At 73.0% G+C, this 17,100-nt stretch carries 16 protein-coding genes and 1 rRNA gene; 3 read left to right on the top strand and 14 right to left on the bottom strand.

What is annotated here, in order from left to right; genetic code table 11:
• Window positions 1-26: 26 nt before the first annotated feature.
• The 8 genes from EBN88_RS21050 to EBN88_RS21015 all read right to left on the bottom strand — a co-directional run bounded on the left by EBN88_RS21050 (window position 27) and on the right by EBN88_RS21015 (window position 8,755).
• On the bottom strand, window positions 27-1,184 hold the full coding sequence (locus EBN88_RS21050) for a serine hydrolase domain-containing protein (RefSeq protein ID WP_158621459.1): 1,158 nt from the start codon (window positions 1,182-1,184) through the stop codon (window positions 27-29).
• Complete coding sequence (locus EBN88_RS21045) at window positions 1,181-1,957, bottom strand: SDR family NAD(P)-dependent oxidoreductase (protein WP_233580821.1); 777 nt, start codon at window positions 1,955-1,957, stop codon at window positions 1,181-1,183. The genes EBN88_RS21050 and EBN88_RS21045 overlap by 4 nt, the downstream gene beginning before the upstream one ends.
• Window positions 1,958-2,128: 171 nt before the next feature.
• Window positions 2,129-3,130, bottom strand: a complete 1,002-nt coding sequence (gene hemB / locus EBN88_RS21040) for a porphobilinogen synthase (RefSeq protein WP_122185475.1) — start codon at window positions 3,128-3,130, stop codon at window positions 2,129-2,131.
• A 370-nt stretch (window positions 3,131-3,500) separates the two neighbouring features.
• A complete protein-coding gene (locus EBN88_RS21035; protein ID WP_407703440.1) occupies window positions 3,501-5,156 on the bottom strand; it encodes a bifunctional uroporphyrinogen-III C-methyltransferase/uroporphyrinogen-III synthase in 1,656 nt (551 codons plus the stop codon).
• A 17-nt stretch (window positions 5,157-5,173) separates the two neighbouring features.
• Window positions 5,174-6,145: a hydroxymethylbilane synthase gene (hemC, locus tag EBN88_RS21030; RefSeq protein ID WP_122185473.1), complete on the bottom strand. Its 972-nt coding sequence runs from the start codon at window positions 6,143-6,145 to the stop codon at window positions 5,174-5,176.
• On the bottom strand, window positions 6,142-7,470 hold the full coding sequence (locus EBN88_RS21025; protein ID WP_122185472.1) for a glutamyl-tRNA reductase: 1,329 nt from the start codon (window positions 7,468-7,470) through the stop codon (window positions 6,142-6,144). Before EBN88_RS21025 ends, hemC begins: the two co-directional genes overlap by 4 nt.
• Window positions 7,467-8,237 (bottom strand): redox-sensing transcriptional repressor Rex, encoded by a 771-nt coding sequence (locus EBN88_RS21020; protein WP_122185471.1) that lies wholly within the window; start codon window positions 8,235-8,237, stop codon window positions 7,467-7,469. Before EBN88_RS21020 ends, EBN88_RS21025 begins: the two co-directional genes overlap by 4 nt.
• A 230-nt stretch (window positions 8,238-8,467) precedes the next feature.
• Window positions 8,468-8,755 carry a glutaredoxin family protein gene (locus tag EBN88_RS21015; RefSeq protein WP_122185478.1) on the bottom strand — a complete coding sequence of 96 codons (288 nt, stop codon included), beginning with the start codon at window positions 8,753-8,755 and terminating at the stop codon, window positions 8,468-8,470.
• A gap of 75 nt (window positions 8,756-8,830) precedes the next feature.
• Between EBN88_RS21015 and EBN88_RS21010 the strand changes: the two genes are divergently transcribed.
• The 3 genes from EBN88_RS21010 to EBN88_RS21000 all read left to right on the top strand — a co-directional run bounded on the left by EBN88_RS21010 (window position 8,831) and on the right by EBN88_RS21000 (window position 12,592).
• Window positions 8,831-9,793: an HAD family hydrolase gene (locus EBN88_RS21010; RefSeq protein ID WP_122185470.1), complete on the top strand. Its 963-nt coding sequence runs from the start codon at window positions 8,831-8,833 to the stop codon at window positions 9,791-9,793.
• A gap of 399 nt (window positions 9,794-10,192) precedes the next feature.
• Window positions 10,193-10,981: an ECF subfamily RNA polymerase sigma factor, BldN family gene (locus EBN88_RS21005; RefSeq protein ID WP_122185469.1), complete on the top strand. Its 789-nt coding sequence runs from the start codon at window positions 10,193-10,195 to the stop codon at window positions 10,979-10,981.
• Between the two features lie 360 nt (window positions 10,982-11,341).
• Window positions 11,342-12,592: a DUF5667 domain-containing protein gene (locus tag EBN88_RS21000; protein ID WP_122185468.1), complete on the top strand. Its 1,251-nt coding sequence runs from the start codon at window positions 11,342-11,344 to the stop codon at window positions 12,590-12,592.
• A 33-nt stretch (window positions 12,593-12,625) separates the two neighbouring features.
• Here the strand turns inward: EBN88_RS21000 and EBN88_RS20995 are convergent, their stop codons facing one another.
• From EBN88_RS20995 to rrf, 6 genes are all read right to left on the bottom strand, one after another.
• Window positions 12,626-13,576: a lysophospholipid acyltransferase family protein gene (locus EBN88_RS20995; protein ID WP_122185467.1), complete on the bottom strand. Its 951-nt coding sequence runs from the start codon at window positions 13,574-13,576 to the stop codon at window positions 12,626-12,628.
• Entirely contained in the window at window positions 13,569-14,594 is a 1,026-nt protein-coding gene (locus EBN88_RS20990) for an NAD-dependent epimerase/dehydratase family protein (protein ID WP_122185466.1), read from the bottom strand. Before EBN88_RS20990 ends, EBN88_RS20995 begins: the two co-directional genes overlap by 8 nt.
• A gap of 66 nt (window positions 14,595-14,660) precedes the next feature.
• Window positions 14,661-14,759 (bottom strand): 30S ribosomal protein bS22, encoded by a 99-nt coding sequence (locus tag EBN88_RS20985; protein ID WP_003948845.1) that lies wholly within the window; start codon window positions 14,757-14,759, stop codon window positions 14,661-14,663.
• 127 nt (window positions 14,760-14,886) lie between these two features.
• Window positions 14,887-15,096: a helix-turn-helix domain-containing protein gene (locus tag EBN88_RS20980; RefSeq protein ID WP_122185477.1), complete on the bottom strand. Its 210-nt coding sequence runs from the start codon at window positions 15,094-15,096 to the stop codon at window positions 14,887-14,889.
• Between the two features lie 614 nt (window positions 15,097-15,710).
• Window positions 15,711-16,880 carry an acetoin utilization protein AcuC gene (locus EBN88_RS20975; RefSeq protein WP_122185465.1) on the bottom strand — a complete coding sequence of 390 codons (1,170 nt, stop codon included), beginning with the start codon at window positions 16,878-16,880 and terminating at the stop codon, window positions 15,711-15,713.
• An 83-nt stretch (window positions 16,881-16,963) separates the two neighbouring features.
• A 5S ribosomal RNA gene (gene rrf / locus EBN88_RS20970) occupies window positions 16,964-17,080 on the bottom strand.
• Window positions 17,081-17,100: the final 20 nt, after the last annotated feature.

Below are 17,100 nucleotides of genomic sequence, written 5' to 3'. Positions count from 1 at the left end.
AGGCCCGGCGCGCGCCCCGGCCCGGATCAGCGCGCCTCGCGCACGGCCCGGGCCAACGCGGCGGCCGGAGCCCGGCGGTAGGCGCCGTCGGCGCCCCGGTCGCGGCGCGGATGCACGCGGTTGGTCAGCACCACGAGCAGCACCCCCGTGGCTGGGTCGGCCACCAGGCTGGTGCCGGTGAACCCCCCGTGCCCGAAGGCCGTCGGCGAGGCCAACTCCCCCATGAGCGCCGGCTGGTCGAGCTGCCAGCCCAGCCCACGGGCGGCCTCGGGACCCAGCCCCGCGTTCTGCTGCCGCAGCATCTCGGCCACCCACTCCTCGCCCAGCAGCCGCACCCCGCCCAACGCGCCCCCGTTGAGCAGCGCCTGTCCCAGCGCCGCCAGGTCCCCGGCGGTCGAGAAGATCCCTGCGTGGCCGGCGACCCCGCCCAGACAGTGGGCGTTCTCGTCGTGCACCTCGCCCCACAGCATCCCCCGCCCGGTCCACGGCTGGTACTCGGTGGCCGCGCACCGCTCCCGCAGCGCGGGCGGCGGCCGGTAGCCGGTGTCGGTCAACCCGAGCGGTTCCACGACCAGTTCGGCGACCAACGCGTCCAGCGGCGCGCCCGTCACCCGCTCCACCAGGGCGCCCAGCGCGATCGGCCCCAGGTCGGAGTAGCGGTACGCCGTCCCCGGCGGGTACTCCAACGGCTGGACGCCGACCGCCGCCAGCCGCGCGGCCCGGTCGCCCGGGTGGTCCCCCAGCGCGATCTCCGCCGGCCACCCCCCGGTGTGGGTGAGCAGCGCCCGCGCCGTGACCTCGGGAAAGCCCGGCAGCCGCCGGGAGATCGGCTCGTCGAGGTCGAGCACCCCGCGTTCCGCCAGCCGCACCACCACCAGCGCGGTGAACAGCTTGGAGAGCGAGGCCACGTCGAAGACCGTGTCCGGCGCCATCGGCACCCGGTCGGCGGCGGGCAGTTCCACCACCGCGCCGTTCCGCTCCCCGTACCGGAGCGCGTGGCCGCCGGCCGCGTGCGTCACCACCACCCCGTTCCGCGCCGCCAGCACCACGAAGCCGGCGAACGCCGGCTCCGACCCTTCGAGGAACGCGGCCAGCGAGGGCACCAGTTCGGCGAGCGGCCCCGGCGCCAGCCCCGCCTCCTCGGCCGTGCCACCGCGCGGGCCGCCCGCCACCGCGCCGCTCACGACTCCCGACGCTCCACCGGCTCCCGGTGCACCTTGCTGTTGGACGCCTGCGCCCGGGGCCGCAACACCAGCAGATCGACGTTGACATGCGGCGGCCTGGTCACCGCCCAGGCGATGGTGTCCGCCACGTCGTCCGCCGTCAGCGGCTCGGCCACCCCCTCGTAGACGCGGGCCGCGCGCTCCGCGTCGCCCCGGAACCTGGTGAGCGAGAACTCCTCGGTGCGCACCATCCCCGGCGCGACCTCGATCACCCGCACCGGGCGGTCCACGATCTCCAACCGCAGGGTCCGCGCCAGCACATGGGCTCCGTGCTTGGCCGCCGCGTAACCGCCCCCGCCCTCGTAGGTGCCGTGCCCCGCCGTCGAGGTGACCACCAGCACCGTGCCGGCGCCCGAGGCGATCAACGCCGGCAGCAGCGCCTGCGTCAGGTGCAGCACCCCCAGCACGTTGACCTCGTACATCGCGCGCCAGTCCGCCGGGTCACCCTCGGCGACCGGCTCCAGGCCGATGGCGCCGCCGGCGTTGTTCACCAGCACGTCGCACCGCTCCAGCGAGGCGGCGAACGCGTCCACGGCCGCCCGGTCCGTGACGTCCAACGGCCGCGCCTCGGCGCGCCGTCCGGCGTCCCGCAGCTCCCTGGCCAGGGCCTCGATCCGGTCCCGCCGCCGGGCGGTCAACACCACCTCGTACCCCTCTGCGGCCAGCCGCCGCGCGGTGGCGGCGCCGATCCCGCTGCTGGCACCGGTGACAACGGCAAGCGGAGTGGATGACACAAGAGCCTCCTGGGTCGCGCTGAACAAACCACGCCGAAGCGATCCCCCCATCATCCCCACCCGATCTCCGACACGACGGAGGCGATCGCCCAGTGGTCGCCTCCGATCGGAAAGCGCCGGTTCACCGCCGATCGGGAACCCCGGCCCCCGACGGCACCGCCGCCGGCCCGCTCAGAACCGGGCACGCGGCCACTGGGCGAACTCCGTGGCCCAGTACGTCAACACCAGGTCGGCGCCGGCCCGTTTGAACGCGGTCAGCGTCTCCTCGATCGCCCGCTCCCGGTCCAGCCACCCCCGCTCGGCCGCCGCCTCGACCATCGCGTACTCGCCCGAGATCTGGTAGGCGGCCACCGGCACCGTCACCCGGTCGGCGATCGTCCGCAGCACGTCCAGATACGGCAGTCCCGGCTTGACCATCACCATGTCCGCGCCCTCGGCCAGGTCGAGCGCCAACTCCCGCAGCGCCTCACGGCCGTTGGCCGGGTCCTGCTGGTAGGTCCTGCGGTCACCCTTCAACGAGGAGTTCACCGCCTCGCGGAACGGGCCGTAGAACGCGGAGGTGTACTTGGCCGTGTACGCCAGCAGCGCCACGTCCCGGTGCCCGGCCGCGTCCAACGCCCGCCGGATGACGCCGATCTGGCCGTCCATCATCCCGCTGGGCCCGAGCACCTGGGCGCCGGCCTCGGCCTGCACCACGGCCATCTCGGCGTACCGCGCCAGCGTCGCGTCGTTGTCCACCCGGCCCTCGGCGTCCAGCACCCCGCAGTGCCCGTGGTCGGTGACCTCGTCCAGGCAGGTGTCGGCCATCACCACCAGCGCGTCGCCGACCTCGGCCCGCACCGCGCGGAGCGCCACCTGGAGGATGCCGTCGGGGTCGGTGCCCGGCGAGCCGACCGCGTCCTTCTTCGCCTCCTCGGGCACCCCGAAGAGCATCAGCCCGCTGACCCCGGCCTCGGCCGCCGCCACGGCGGCGGCCCGCAGCGAGTCCAGCGAGTGCTGCACCACGCCCGGCATCGAGGAGACCGGCACCGGCCGGTCGACGCCCTCCCGGACGAAGACCGGCAGGATCAGGTCGGCCGGGTGCGGCCGGTGCTCGGCGACCATCCGGCGCATCGCCGGCGTGGTGCGCAGCCGCCTCGGCCTGACATCGGGAAACGCGCCCTGCCCCGGCACCCCGCCGGGCTCGGGACGGAACTCCGCACTCGCTTCACGCAACGCGACCACCCACTCGACACGACCACCGATCCGTGCTCACTGGCTCTCGCCACCACCGTCTGCCGCGTGCCCGGCGAACGTCCGACACGGCCCGCAGGACCACGCGACGGCCGGGGGCCGAACGACCGGGCCGGCGACGCCGCCGAGGCACCGTTCCATCCAAGCACCCGCCGCCGACACCCGACGCCCGAGGCCGCGCGCCCCCCGCACGGCACGCGCACGCCCAAGGCGCACGCCGGCGCGCCCGCGCCCCGCCCGCCCGGCACGCAACCCGGCGCACCCGGCACGCAACCCGCTCGCCGGCGCGCGCCCTTGGGGCACGCCGCGCTCAGGTCGTCCGCGCCCGCCGCCGCTGGGGCCGCTTCTCGCTGGGCCGCTTCAACACCTCGCCAGCCCGGAGCGCCGCGTCCCGCCGCGCCGCGCCGAACTCCGCGAGCGCCTCCGCCAGTTGGTGCACCGAAGGCTCCGGCGCCAGCACGTCGACCCGCAGCCCGTGCTCCTGCGCGGCCCGCGCGGTCGCCGGCCCGATGCAGGCGATCACGGTCACGTTGTGCGGCTTGCCCGCGATCCCCACCAGGTTGCGCACCGTGCTGGAGGAGGTGAAGAGCACCGCGTCGAACCCGCCGCCCTTGATCGCCTCCCGGGTCTCCGCCGGCGGCGGCGAGGCGCGCACCGTGCGGTAGGCCGTGACGTCGTCGACCTCCCAGCCCATCTCGACCAGCCCGGCGACCAGCGTCTCGGTCGCGATGTCGGCGCGCGGCAGGAAGACCCGGTCGATCGGGTCGAAGACCGGGTCGTACGGCGGCCAGTCCTCCAGCAGCCCGGCGGCCGACTGCTCGCCGCTGGGCACCAGGTCGGGGCGCACCCCGAACTCGACCAGCGCCTTGGCCGTCTGCTCGCCGACGGCCGCCACCTTTATCCCCGCGAACGCCCGGGCGTCGAGGCCGTACTCCTCGAACTTCTCCCTGATCGCCCGCACCGCGTTGACCGAGGTGAAGGCGATCCACTCGTACCGCCCGGTGACCAGGCCCTTGACCGCCCGGTCCATCTGCTGCGGGGTGCGCGGCGGCTCCACGGCGATGGTCGGCACCTCGCTGGGCACCGCGCCGTAGGACCGCAGCTGGTCGGAGAGCGAGGCCGCCTGCTCCTTGGTGCGCGGCACCAGCACGTTCCAGCCGAAGAGCGGCTTGGACTCGAACCAGGCCAGCCGGTCACGCCGGGCCGTCGCGCCCCGTTCGCCTACCACGGCTATGACCGGGCGCTCCGCACCGGCCGACGGCAGCACCTTGGCGGACTTCAGGGTCCGTTCCACGGTGCCCAGGGTCTCCGTCCAGGTGCGCTGCCTGGTCGTGGTGCCGGCCACGGTGACGGTCAGCGGGGTGTCGGGCTTGCGCCCGGCGGTCACCAGCCGGGCCGCCGTCGCCCCGATCGTCTCCAGCGCGCAGCTGAGCACCACGGTGGCGTCGCTGCCGCCGATCTCGTTCCAACAGCGTTCGCCGGCCGTCCGCGTGTCGACGAAACGGACGTCGCCGCCCTCGGCGTCGCGCAGCGGCACCCCGGCGTACGCGGTCACGCCCACGGCGCGCGCCACGCCCGGCACCACCTCGAAGGTGATCCCGGCGTCGGCCAGCGCCAGCATGTCCTCGGCGGTGTCGGTGTCCATGCCCGGGTCGCCGACCACGGCACGGACGACCCGCTTGCCGGCGCTCGCGGACCGCATGACAAGATCTGCCACGTCGTCACCCGCGAGGGTCGAGGGCTCGCCCTCGGCCGTGCCCTGCAACGGGGTGTCCGTGCCGGGCCCGATGTGGTCGCGCACCACCTCGTAGGCGGCCGGGTCGGCGACCAGCACATCGGCCTGCGCCAGGGCTTCGACGGCGCGCAGGGTCAACAGGCCCGGGTCTCCGGGTCCCGCACCAAGGAAGGTGACGTGTCCCAGGGCGCCCGTGCTCGGTTCGGCCGTGCTCGACTCGGCGCGCGCGATGCGCGCGGGGGTGGGGTTCACAGTGCTCGCTCCCCCATCAGACCGGCCGCGCCCTTGGCCAGCATCTCGTCGGCGAGTTGGCGGCCCACGGCCACCGCCCCGTCGACGGACCCCGGCAGGGGACCGGTGGTGGACAGCTGCACCAGCTGCGAGCCGTCGGTGGTGCCGACGACGCCGCGCAGGCGCAGTTCGGTGACGTTCTGCCCGTCGGCCAGCAGGTCGGCGAAGGCCCCGACGGGGGCGCTGCAACCGGCCTCCAAGTCGGCGAGCAGGGTTCGTTCGGCGGCCACGGCGATCCGGGTGTGTGGATCGTCGAGCCGCGCGAGGTGGGCGACCAGTTCGGTGCGGGACGCCACGCACTCCACCGCCAACGCCCCCTGCCCGGGGGCGGGGAGGACGGTGTCGGGGGCCAGGAAGTCGGTGATCTCGGCGCTCCGGCCCAGCCGGCGCAGCCCGGCGGCGGCCAGCACGACCGCGTCCAGCTCGCCTGACCCCACATACCCGATCCTGGTGTCAACGTTGCCCCGGATCGGAACCATCTCGATCTCGCGCCCCAACGCCCGTGCCCAGGCGTTGAGTTGGGACATCCGCCGGGGCGAGCCCGAGCCGATCCTGGCCGGGCCCGAGGCGCCGCCGGCCATGGCCAGCGCCTCGAAGCCGAGCCCGTCGCGAGCCACCAGCGCGTCCCTGGGGTCGGCGCGCGGCGGCACGGCCGCCAGCGCCAGTTCGACGGGCTGCGCGGTCGGCAGGTCCTTCAGCGAGTGCACGGCGAAATCGATCTCCCCGGCCAGCAGCGCGTCGCGCAGCGCCGAGACGAACACTCCCGTGCCGCCGATGCTCACCAGGCTCTCCCGGGAGACGTCCCCGTAGGTGGTGATCTCCACCAGTTCGACGGGCTGCCCGGTCAGCCGGGTCACCTCGTCGGCGACGCCGCGTGACTGCGCCATCGCCAACTGGCTCCGCCGGGTTCCGAGCCGCAGGGCATTCATGACCGCTCCTGTTCCGGGTTGCGAACGGCGACCGCCGCTCGCGGGTCGAGATCGAAAAGCTGGCGCAGCGCGGTCGCGTAGTGGTCGCCGCCCGGTTCCCCGGCCAGCTCCTTGACCCGCACCGTCGGCGCGTGCAGCAGCTTGTCCACCACCCGGCGCACCGTTCTGGTGATCTCGGCGCGCTGCTTGTCGTCGAGGTCGGGCACCCGGCCGTGCAGCCGGGTCAGCTCGGCGGCCACCACGTCGGAGGCCATCTCGCGCAGCGCGACCACCGTGGGCGTGATGTGCGCGGCCCGGCGGGCGGCGGAGAAGGCCGCGACCTCCTCGGCGACGATGGAACGCACCGCGTCCACGTCGGCGGCCATCGGGGCGTCGGCCGAGGCGGCGGCGAGCGACTCGATGTCCACGAGCCGGGCGCCGTCGAGCCGGTGCACGGCGCCGTCGACGTCGCGCGGCATGGCCAGGTCGAGCAGCGCCAGCGGCCGGCCGCGCTCCCTGAGGGCGTGCGCGACGGTCTCGGCGGTGAGCACCAGGCCGGTGGCGCCGGTGCAGGAGACGACCAGGTCGGCGACGGCCAACTCGGCCGCGACGGAGATCGCGTTGATCGGCACCGCGCGCGCCTTCACGCCCTCCTCGCGCCCCAACGCGCCGGCGAGCCGCTCGGCGCGCTCCAAGGTCCGGTTGGCGATCACCAGTTCGGACACGCCGGCGCGCGCCAGCGTGGTGGCGGCCAGCGAGGACATCGAGCCGGCGCCGATCACGAGCGCCCGCCGGCCGGCCGCCCAGTCCGCGACCGGCTCGCCGGCCGCGAGCTGTTCCAGTCCGAAGGTGACCAACGACTGTCCGGCCCGGTCGATCCCAGTCTCGCTGTGCGCCCGCTTGCCGACGCGAAGCGCCTGCTGGAACAGCTCGTTGAGCAGCCGCCCCGCCGTGTGCTCGTCCTGGGCCAGCGCCAGCGCCGACTTGATCTGGCCGAGGATCTGGCCCTCGCCGATCACCATCGAGTCCAGGCCGCACGCGACGTTCATCAGGTGCCGCACCGCGCGGTCCTCGTAGTGGACGTAGAGGTAGGGGCGCAGCTCGTCGGCCGGCACCCCGCCGTGCCGCGCGAGCAGCTCGGTGAGCCCGTCCACGCCGGGGTGGTAACGGTCCACCTCGGCGTACAGCTCGATGCGGTTGCAGGTGGCCAGCAGCGTGCCCTCGGCGGCGGTGCCGTCCACCAGGTCGCGCAGCAGCCTGCCGGCGGCGTCCTGGGGCAGCGCCGCGCGCTCCAACAGGCTGACGGGGGCGCTGCGATGGCTGAGTCCGACGACCAACAGCGTCATGCCGGCATCACCGCCGGGATGTCGCCGTCGGGGCCCTGGTCCCGGCCGGGCCCCCGGGGGGTGGCGTCGGGCGCGAGCGGTTCGGACACCTCGGAGGCGAGCGCCTCGGCGGCCTTGCGCTGCTCGTGGAAGGCGAGGATCTGCAACTCGATGGACAGGTCCACCTTGCGCACGTCCACGCCGTCGGGCACGGAGAGCACCGTCGGCGCGAAGTTGAGGATCGAGGTGACGCCGGCGGCCACCAGCCGGTCGCACACCTGCTGCGCGGCGCCGCCCGGGGTGGTGATCACGCCGATGGAGACGCCGTTGGTGTCGATGATCGACTCCAACTCGTCGACGTGGCGCACCTCGATGCCGGCCACCTGCCGGCCGGCCAGCGCCGGGTCGGCGTCGATCAGCGCGGCGACCCGGAAGCCACGGGAGGCGAAGCCACCGTAGTTGGCCAGCGCGGCCCCGAGGTTGCCGATCCCGACGATCACGACGGGCCAGTCCTGGGTGAGACCAAGCTCACGGGAGATCTGGTAGACCAGGTACTCGACGTCGTAGCCGACGCCCCTGGTGCCGTAACTGCCCAGGTACGAGAAGTCCTTGCGGAGCTTGGCCGAGTTGACGCCGGCGGCGCTCGCCAACTCCTCGGAGGAGACCGTGGGCACCGAACGCTCGGAGAGCGCCGTCAGGGCCCGCAGATACAGCGGAAGCCGGGCGACGGTCGCCTCGGGAATCCCTCGGCTTCGGGTCGCCGGTCGGTGATTTCGGCCAGTTGCCACGGTGCTCCTGCCGGTCGGGCCATCCGGAAGGCGGCTACCTGCGGCGCCTCCGCCACAACCGCTCAACCGCGCCCAGGCTATGCCTTTGTGAACGCGTGCACAAAGATTGTGTCCGTTTTGTCCGGGCAAAGTGACCGGTGCCACATGGACCAACGCGGACACCTGGCCACACTCCTCACCTATACGCCCCCGAAGGGAAAAATCGACCCCGAATGGTAATCCAGATCGGGTCAGGCTCCCAAAGCGCGCCGGAGCCGCCGCTCGTCCACCCGCCAGAAGTCGTGCTGCTCGCCGTCCACCAGCACCACCGGAATCCGCTCCCAGTACCTGCGGTGCAACTCCGCGTCCCGCTCGATGTCCTTCTCCTCCCATCTGACCCCCAACTCCCCGCAGACCTCGCTCACCACCCGCCGCGCGTCGTCGCAGAGATGACAGCCGGGCCGACCGACCAGAGTGACCAGTCTCTCGGCGGGAGGTGCCTTCCGTGAGGCGCGGCGCAACGGATTCATGCCGCCCATTCTGCCGCCGCCCGGCCACCCCGGCGCCATGCCGGCGCCATCCACCGGCCCGCCGGGGATGACTATGCTCGAAGCATGGCCAGGCGCCCCTTCACCGAGTTGTCCTCGTCGTGGGCCCAACGCCCCCGGGGTTGGCTCACCACGCGTCGCCGCACGGCCACCGAGCGCAGTGTGGTGGCCGGAGAGGCGGCGGCCGAGGCCGCGCGCCAGGCGGCGCACGCCCCGGCGCACGAGGGCGAGGACACCCCGCGGTTCCCGACCCCGGGCGACCCCAGGGCCGCCGCGTTCTTCGACCTCGACAACACGGTGATGCAGGGCGCGGCGATCTTCCACCTCGGCCGCGGCCTCTACAAGCGCAAGTTCGTCACCACGCGCGAACTGCTCCGTTTCGCCTGGCAGCAGACCTACTTCAGGTTGGCCGGCGCCGAGCACGCCGGGCACATGGCCGACGCCCGCGACAGCGCGCTCTCCATCGTCCGGGGCCACCGGGTCTCCGAGCTGACGACCATCGGCGAGGAGATCTACGACGAGTACATGGCGCACCGCATCTGGCCGGGCACCCGCGCCCTGGCCCAGGCGCACCTGGACGCGGGCCAACGGGTCTGGCTGGTGACGGCGGCCCCGGTCGAGACGGCCACCATCGTCGCCCGCCGGCTCGGGCTGACCGGGGCGTTGGGCACGGTCGCGGAGTCGGTCGGCGGGGTCTACACCGGCCGCCTGGTCGGCGAGCCGCTGCACGGCCCGGCCAAGGCCCTGGCCGTCCGCGCGCTGGCCGAGGCGGAGGACCTCGACCTCTCGCGCTGCGCGGCCTACAGCGACTCGGCGAACGACATACCGTTGCTCTCCCTGGTCGGCCACCCCTACGCGATCAACCCCGACGCCCAACTCCGCGCCCACGCGCGGGAGATGGGCTGGCGGCTGCGCGACTACCGGACGGGCCGCAAGGCGGTGCGGATCGGCGTGCCGGCGGCGGCCGGCGCCGGGGCCGTGGTGGGCGGCGCGGCCGCCGCCCTGGCCGCCCACCGCCGCCGCCGCTGAACGACCGGCGCCTGAACGAGCCCGCCGCCGAACGCCCCCGCCGGCCACCACCGGGAACGCACGCCCGGATGTGACCATCTCCTGGTCAGGTCGTTGGGTTGGCTGGACCCCGCTCCGGCCGGGCACAACAGGGCAGGCCAGAGGCCATCGATCAAAATCGGTCACCGGCAGATCAAAATCCATGCCCATGCGATCACTTTGCCCCTGGCGTAGCCGTGGCGCAGCGTACACAACGCGTAACTCTTCAAACCGAATCGGCGATTTACGCAACTGGGCGTAGCACCGTCTACACGAAGCGTTATTCTCCTCAGACGCGTTCCGGTCCCCACCCGTCTCCAGCCAGGCGACGGCACCGGACCAAGCACCGCTCGTCTTGGAAGCTCTGCCTCTGGGAGTCCCGTGTACCCACACGTCGGGGTTGTCGCCTCGGGCCTGGCTACGCTGCGCACGACGGTCCTCGACCGGCTGCGCGACCTCGTCCCCCCCGCGTACGCCACCCCTGCCCTCGCCACACCAGTTCCCGGGGGACCGTTCGCCTATGCCCTGGCCGAAAGCACCGCCGGCGCCACCACCGCCGGCAGACGCGCCCGCACCGGCTCCGCCGGCGCCTCGACGACCCGCCGCCCGGCGGCCGACAGCGACAGCCGCCGGATGATGGACCTGGTCGAGCGCGCGCAGAACGGCGAGTCCGAGGCGTTCGGCAGCCTCTACGACCACTACTCGGACACCGTCTACCGGTACATCTACTACCGCGTCGGCGGCCGGGCCACCGCCGAGGACCTCACCAGCGAGACCTTCCTGCGGGCCCTGCGCCGGATCGGCACCTTCACCTGGCAGGGCCGCGACTTCGGGGCCTGGCTGGTCACCATCGCGCGGAACCTGGTCGCCGACCACTTCAAGTCGAGCCGTTTCCGCCTCGAAGTGACCACAGGCGAGATGCTCGACGCCAACGAGGTGGAGCGCAGCCCCGAGGAGTCGGTCCTGGAGTCCCTCGCCAACTCGGCCCTGCTGGACGCCGTTCACAAGCTCAACCCGCAACAGCAGGAGTGCGTCACCCTCCGCTTCCTCCAGGGCCTCTCGGTCGCCGAGACCGCCCGCGTCATGGGGAAGAACGAGGGCGCCATCAAGACCCTCCAGTACCGCGCTGTCCGCACCCTCGCCCGCCTCCTCCCCGACGACGCGCGCTGAGCCGCACCACCCACACGGTTACCCAGCCACCCGCCCACACCGCCACCCTCCCCGCCCGTCCCCCACGCACGCCGGACATCCCGCGCCACAACCCGTCAGTTCACGTCACCCCGCGTCACACCAGGACCGCCGCGCCCCGGGAGCCACCCCCAGAACACGGCGGAGGGTAGACATGTGCAATCACTCAGTCACATAATCTGCCAGCCGTAACCCGAGTGCCCGTCCACTCGTTGTCGGGTTCGCGGGCTCCCTACGGCCACATTCCGCCAGTGCTTTCACTCTTCCGGATGCTCCTGGCGGAAGCCCGAAACTTCCGGCCCCGTCAGGGAGTCCTTCGTGTGACGAGAGGAGGTGCCGTCCGTGATCGGTTCCGTGTCGGCAAACCGCCGCGCCCAAGCCTTCGCCCAGCTGCTCGACGAGGCCCGTCCCCCCGGCGAGACGCGCCCCCCGGGCGAGCAGACCGCGACGACGGCCGAGCGCCACCCGGCCGCCCCCGAGGCCGACCAGTCCCCGCTGCTGGCCGTGGTGGAGCGGCTGGCCGCCCTGCCCAGGCCCGAGCTGTCGGCCGAGACCCGCGCCGCCCAACGCGCCGCGCTGCTGGCCGCGATGGACGACACCCGAGCCGAGGGCAGCGCCGGGAACGCCCCCGGCCTGCCCCGCGTTCCCCCGCAACAGCGCCGCACCCGCGAGGACGGCCCAGGACCGCTCAGCCGACTGCGGCCACGATCCCGCCTCTCCAAGGGCCTGGCCGCCGGCGGACTCACCGTCAGCGTCGCCGCCGGCGCCTTCGGCGGAGTCGCCGCCGCCTCCAACGACGCCCTCCCCGGCGACACCCTCTACGGCCTCAAGCGCGGCATGGAGGACCTCCGGCTCGACTTCGCCAGCGGCGACAGCGACCGGGGCCAGCTCTACCTCGACCAGGCCACCACCCGCCTCCACGAGGCCCGGGACCTGCTCGCCCGCCAGCCCGCCGACTCCCCCCTCGACCACGAGCGCCTCGGCGACATCCGCCGCGCCCTCTCCAACATGCGCGACGACGCCTCCGAGGGCCACCGCCTGCTGACCCGCGCCTACGAGAAGCACGGCTCCCTCGGCTCCCTCCAGTCACTCTCCAGCTTCTTCGAGGGCCAGAACGCCACCTGGCAGGAGGTCCGCCGCGCGCTCCCGCCCCAGCTCGGCGACGTCAAGGAGGAGGTCACCGACGTCCTCGACGCCATGCGCGAGGACATCGCCCCGCTCCGTTCCCTGCTGCCGCCCGAGCCCACGGAGAACGCCTCGACCGAACGCCACAACGCGTCCCTCCGCCCGCCGGCCGCCACCACCGACACCGACGCCGCCGAGCCCCACGCGACCACGGACGAACCGGCCGCCCCCGAGCCCGAGTTCGACCCGGCCAGCCCCGAGCCCTCCCGGGAAGGCCCGGGCCTGCTGGAGGGCACCGGCCTCCTCGACGGGGTCGCCCCCGAGACCGAGGGCCCCACCGGCGGCACCGCCGGCACCCCCGAGTCCGGCTCCGGCCAGGACCAGGCCGACATCACCATCCCCCCGCTCCTGGAGGACCTCATCCCCGAACTGGGGCTCGACGTCAGCCCCACCGAGGAAGGCCGCTGAGACCCAGGCCCCCACCAACCCCGTCAGAAGACGTCAGAAGAAGACCGAGCGGCGCCCCACCAGCAGCTTGTACAGCGTGTGCTGGATGGTCTCCCGCACCTGGTCCGTCAGTTGGAACATCAGCATCGGGTCCTCGGCGGCCTCCGGCGGCCGGTCGCCCGTCTCGATCGGCTCACCGAACTCGATCGTCCACTTCGTCGGCAACGGCACCGCGCCCAGCGGGCCCAACCAGGGGAACGTCGGGGTCAGCGGAAAGTACGGCAGGCCCAACAGCCGCGCCACCGTCCGCGCGTTCCCCACCATCGGATGGATCTCCTCGGCCCCGACGATCGAGCACGGCACGATCGGCACCCGCGCGCGCAGCGCCGTGGCGACGAAGCCGCCCCTCCCGAAGCGCTGCAACTTGTACCGCTCGGAGAAGGGCTTGCCTATGCCCTTGAACCCCTCGGGCATCACGCCCACCAACTCACCCCGCTCCAACAGCTCCTGCGCGTCCTCCGCACACGCCAGCGTGTGCCCGGCCTTGCGCGCCAGCTCGTTGACGACCGGCAGCTGGAAGACCAGGTCCGCCGCCAGCAGCCGCAGCCGCCGCCCCGCCGGATGCCGCTCCCGCACCGCGACCTGCGTCATCAGCCCGTCCCAGGGCAACGTCCCCGAGTGGTTCGCCACGATCAACGCGCCGCCCTCGGCCGGCACATGCTCGATCCCCCGCACATCCACCCGGAAGTACCGCTCGAACACCGGCCGCAGCAGCGGCATCAACACCTCGTCCGTCAGCTCCCGGTCGAAGCCGAAGTCGTCCACCTCGTACTCGCCGGCCAACCGCCGCCGCAGGAACGCCAACCCGCGCTCCAGCGCGGACTCCCCCGGCCCCGGCCCGCTCCCCTGGTCCACACCCTCGCCGGCCCCGCCGGCCGCCTCGGCGGACGATCGCCGGGAACGGCGCTCGCCCTCGTCGAACGGGATCACCTTGGCGTCAGCCACGGCGCACCACCTCCTCGAACCGCCCGACCACCCGGGACAGCCGCTCCGGAGCCAACGGCCCCCCGCCGTGCACCGCCGCGAAGTCCGCGAACGTCTCGGCCGTCGTGTGCGGCAACGGCCCGCCCATCGTCTCCCGCAGCAGCCGCGTCCGCGCCACCCGGCCGTCCAGCAGCGAACGGAACTGCTCGGCCGAGAGCCCCGAGATCCCCAACGCCCGCAACGCGGAACCCAGCCACGGCGTCAACGGCGACAGCACCGGCACCGTCGGCCGGCCCAACCGCCGCGCGGCCTGCGACAGCGTCAACACCCCGTCGCCCGCCACGTTGTACACGCCACCCCCCGGCCCCGGCTCCCGCACCGCCCAGGCCAACACCTCCAGGGCGTCGTCCTCGTGCACCAGCTGAAGGCGCGGATCGTAGCCGAAGACCGTCGGCAGCACCGGCAGCCGGAAGTACGCCGCCATCCGGGAGTCCGAGCCGGGGCCCAGCAGATGCGCGAAGCGCAGCACCGTCACCGCGACCTCGGGCCGCCGGCGGGCGAACCCGCGCACATAGCCCTCGACCTCCGCCACATCCCGGGCGAACCCCCCGCCGGCCGCCGCCCTGGGCGGGCTGTCCTCGCCGAAGAGCGCCGGCTCCCTGGCGGGGCTCCCGTAGACCTGGGTGCTCGACCGCACCACCAGCCGCCGCAGCCCGGGCACCTTCTGGCACGCGCCGAGCAGCTGCATCGTGCCCAGGACGTTGTTCTCCTTGACCGCCGACCGGCTCTCGCCCGGAACGGGCGGGGCGTCCCGCACGTCCAGGTGCACCACGGTCTCCACCGCGCGCTCCGCGAGCACCGCCACCAGCGTCGGCCGCCGCACATCCGTGCTCAGGAACTCGACCCCCGGCAGCCGCCGCAGCGGCGGGCGCCGGTCGACGGCGATCAGCCGCCCCACCCCGGGATCACGCCGCAACCGGGTCAGGAGCCGGGACCCCAGCGCGTCCCCGGCCCCCGTGACCAGCACCGTCCTGCCCATGGCCCCCTCCACATACGTCGGCCCTCCCGCCCGGGAGGGCGAGAGGGCCGGATCAGCAGCGCTCGCTCACTTCTTGTTGCGACGCTGCACACGCGTGCGCTTCAGCAACTTGCGGTGCTTCTTCTTCGCCATCCGCTTACGCCGCTTCTTGATAACAGAGCCCACGACTACCCTCGCTCACTTCGCTTACTCGGTGCGGGGCGTCCGAGCCCACACGACCTACATGGGCTCAGCCTACCGTTGACCGGGTGATGCGGGTTAATCGAGGGGTACGCGGGGACTCCGCCCGATGTCAGGCGCTCTCGACGCCGACAAAGGACTCCTGGAGGTACTCATGGACGGCTTGCTCGGGAACCCGGAAGGACCTTCCCACTCGGATCGCGGGCAGATGACCGGCGTGCACCAGGCGGTACACGGTCATCTTGGAGACTCGCATCACCGCGGCGACCTCCGCCACGGTCAGGAACTTGGCCTCGCTCAGAGACCTTTCAGCAGCAGCCATGTCACACCTGACCTTCCGCACATGTCGGACACCGGCTTCCCCTCCGGTGACTCCCTCTCGCATGTGCGCTCCTCCCCAGATTAGGGGCGGGTGATGCGAGTGGGGAAGAGGTGCCTCAACCGACCTTTTCCAGCGAGCCGTCCCTTACCACGACAGAGAACACCCTTTGTCACATAGTGCGTACGCAGGGCGTAGTCCCCGTCTCACGGCCCGGCCGCCCCGCAACGGGACGCATCCCGGGGAACGTTGACCGCCCCGGGCACCAACTCGCCCCACCGGCACGGCCGCCCCCGCGCCCCCGCCCCTGACCAGCGCCGAAGTCCCGGACCTCCAACGCTGACCGAACGGCCGGCCTCGTCAACTCACCGCGAACACATACCGCTTGAACGAGTGATAACGCGAACCCGAACCCGAACGCCACCGTCGCCCCGTTCCGGGACCGCCCCCGGCCGGCTCGTTCGACGAGCCGGGAGACGTAGCGGCAATCACATAGCTTTGTCGATAGATCCCCACCGCAACGAGCGCAGGGGGAACGGTCCTTCCCGACGGGTCACCGGCTCAACGGCCGTAGCGGAACACCCACAACGCCCCTGCTCGGAGGGGGGCAGAGGCGGTCAGGCCAGCAGACCATGGTGCGGGTAGACCGCCCGGCGCGTCGCGAGGATCGCCTGGTCCACCCGGTCCGCCGGATCATATCCGCTGGCCCAGTCCACCCAACGCGGGGCCCTCCCGTCGGTCATCCGACGCGGCCCGTCGCCCTGGGTCAACGCGAAGACCCGCCGGCGCCACTCCTCCGGCACCGGGGTCTCCGGCGGCACCGGCGCGTGTGCGGCGATCCCCACCAGATGGCTCCAGATCCGGGGAACGACGTCCACCACCGCATAGCCGCCACCACCCAACGCCAACCACCGCCCCTCGGCGTGCTCGTGGGCCCAGGCGTGCGCGGCCTCCGCGCCCAGCCGCTGAGCGTCCAGGCTGAGCGTCAGATGGGCGAGCGGGTCCTCGAAGTGGGTGTCGGCCCCGTGTTGCGAGACCAGCACCTGCGGCCCGAAGGCCGCCAGCAGCTCGGGCACCACCGCGTGCAGCGCGCGCAGCCACGCCTCGTCCGAACTTCCCGCCGGCAGCGCCAGGTTGACGGCACTGCCCTGGGCGCCCTCGCCGCCCGTCTCCTCCGGCCATCCGGTGCCGGGGAAGAGAGTGCGCGGGTGTTCGTGGAGCGAGATGGTCAACACCCGGGGGTCGGACCAGAACACGCTCTGCACCCCGTCGCCGTGGTGCACGTCCAGGTCCAGATAGGCGACGCGTTCGGCGCCGAGTTCCAGCAGCCGGGCGATGGCGAGCGCGGGATCGTTGTACACGCAGAAGCCCGAGGCGGCGGCCGGCATGGCGTGGTGCAGCCCGCCGGCGAAGTTCACGGCGTGCGCCGCGTCCCCGCGCCAGATGTCCTCGGCGCCGGCCACGGACTGCCCGGCGATCAACGCGGACGCCTCGTGCATCCCGGCGAACGCCGGGTTGTCCATGCTGTCGAGACCGAACCCGCCTTCTCGGACGGCCGGTTGACGCGAGGCCCGTCGCACGGCCTCGACATAGTCGGGCTCGTGGACCAGGCCCAACGTCTCCTTGTCGAGGGCGGGCGCGCCGCGCACGGCGAGCCTGCGGTCGAGCCCCAACGCCTCGACGAGCGCCATGGTCAGGGTCAGCCGCACCGGGTCCATGGGGTGACCCGAGCCGAAGTCGTACCGGGTGACTCCCTCGTCCCACAGCAGGCGCGCTTCTCCGCTCATGGCCTCACCGTAACGCAGAAATGGTTGATGGGGACTACCAAGACTCTCGTCTCGATAATCCCCATCAACCATCTTCAATAACTGTCCGGCGGTGTCCTACTCTCCCACACGGTCCCCCATGCAGTACCATCGGCGCTGGAAAGCTTAGCTTCCGGGTTCGGAATGTAACCGGGCGTTTCCTTCCCGCCATGACCACCGGAACCCAAAACAGGGCACCCGA

Source organism: Streptomyces triticirhizae (genome assembly GCF_003696235.1).
Lineage (GTDB): Bacteria > Actinomycetota > Actinomycetes > Streptomycetales > Streptomycetaceae > Streptomyces > Streptomyces triticirhizae.
This window is presented reverse-complemented; position numbering and strand designations above follow the sequence as displayed.

Bases quoted from the DNA above. Each gene is read 5' to 3' on its own strand.
- hemC (WP_122185473.1), bottom strand. From the start codon at position 6,145: ATGAATGCCCTGCGGCTCGGAACCCGGCGGAGCCAGTTGGCGATGGCG.
- EBN88_RS21025 (WP_122185472.1), bottom strand. From the start codon at position 7,470: ATGACGCTGTTGGTCGTCGGACTCAGCCATCGCAGCGCCCCCGTCAGC.
- EBN88_RS21015 (WP_122185478.1), bottom strand. From the start codon at position 8,755: ATGGGCGGCATGAATCCGTTGCGCCGCGCCTCACGGAAGGCACCTCCC.
- EBN88_RS21010 (WP_122185470.1), top strand. From the start codon at position 8,831: ATGGCCAGGCGCCCCTTCACCGAGTTGTCCTCGTCGTGGGCCCAACGC.
- EBN88_RS20990 (WP_122185466.1), bottom strand. From the start codon at position 14,594: ATGGGCAGGACGGTGCTGGTCACGGGGGCCGGGGACGCGCTGGGGTCC.
- EBN88_RS20980 (WP_122185477.1), bottom strand. From the start codon at position 15,096: ATGGCTGCTGCTGAAAGGTCTCTGAGCGAGGCCAAGTTCCTGACCGTG.
- EBN88_RS20975 (WP_122185465.1), bottom strand. From the start codon at position 16,880: ATGAGCGGAGAAGCGCGCCTGCTGTGGGACGAGGGAGTCACCCGGTAC.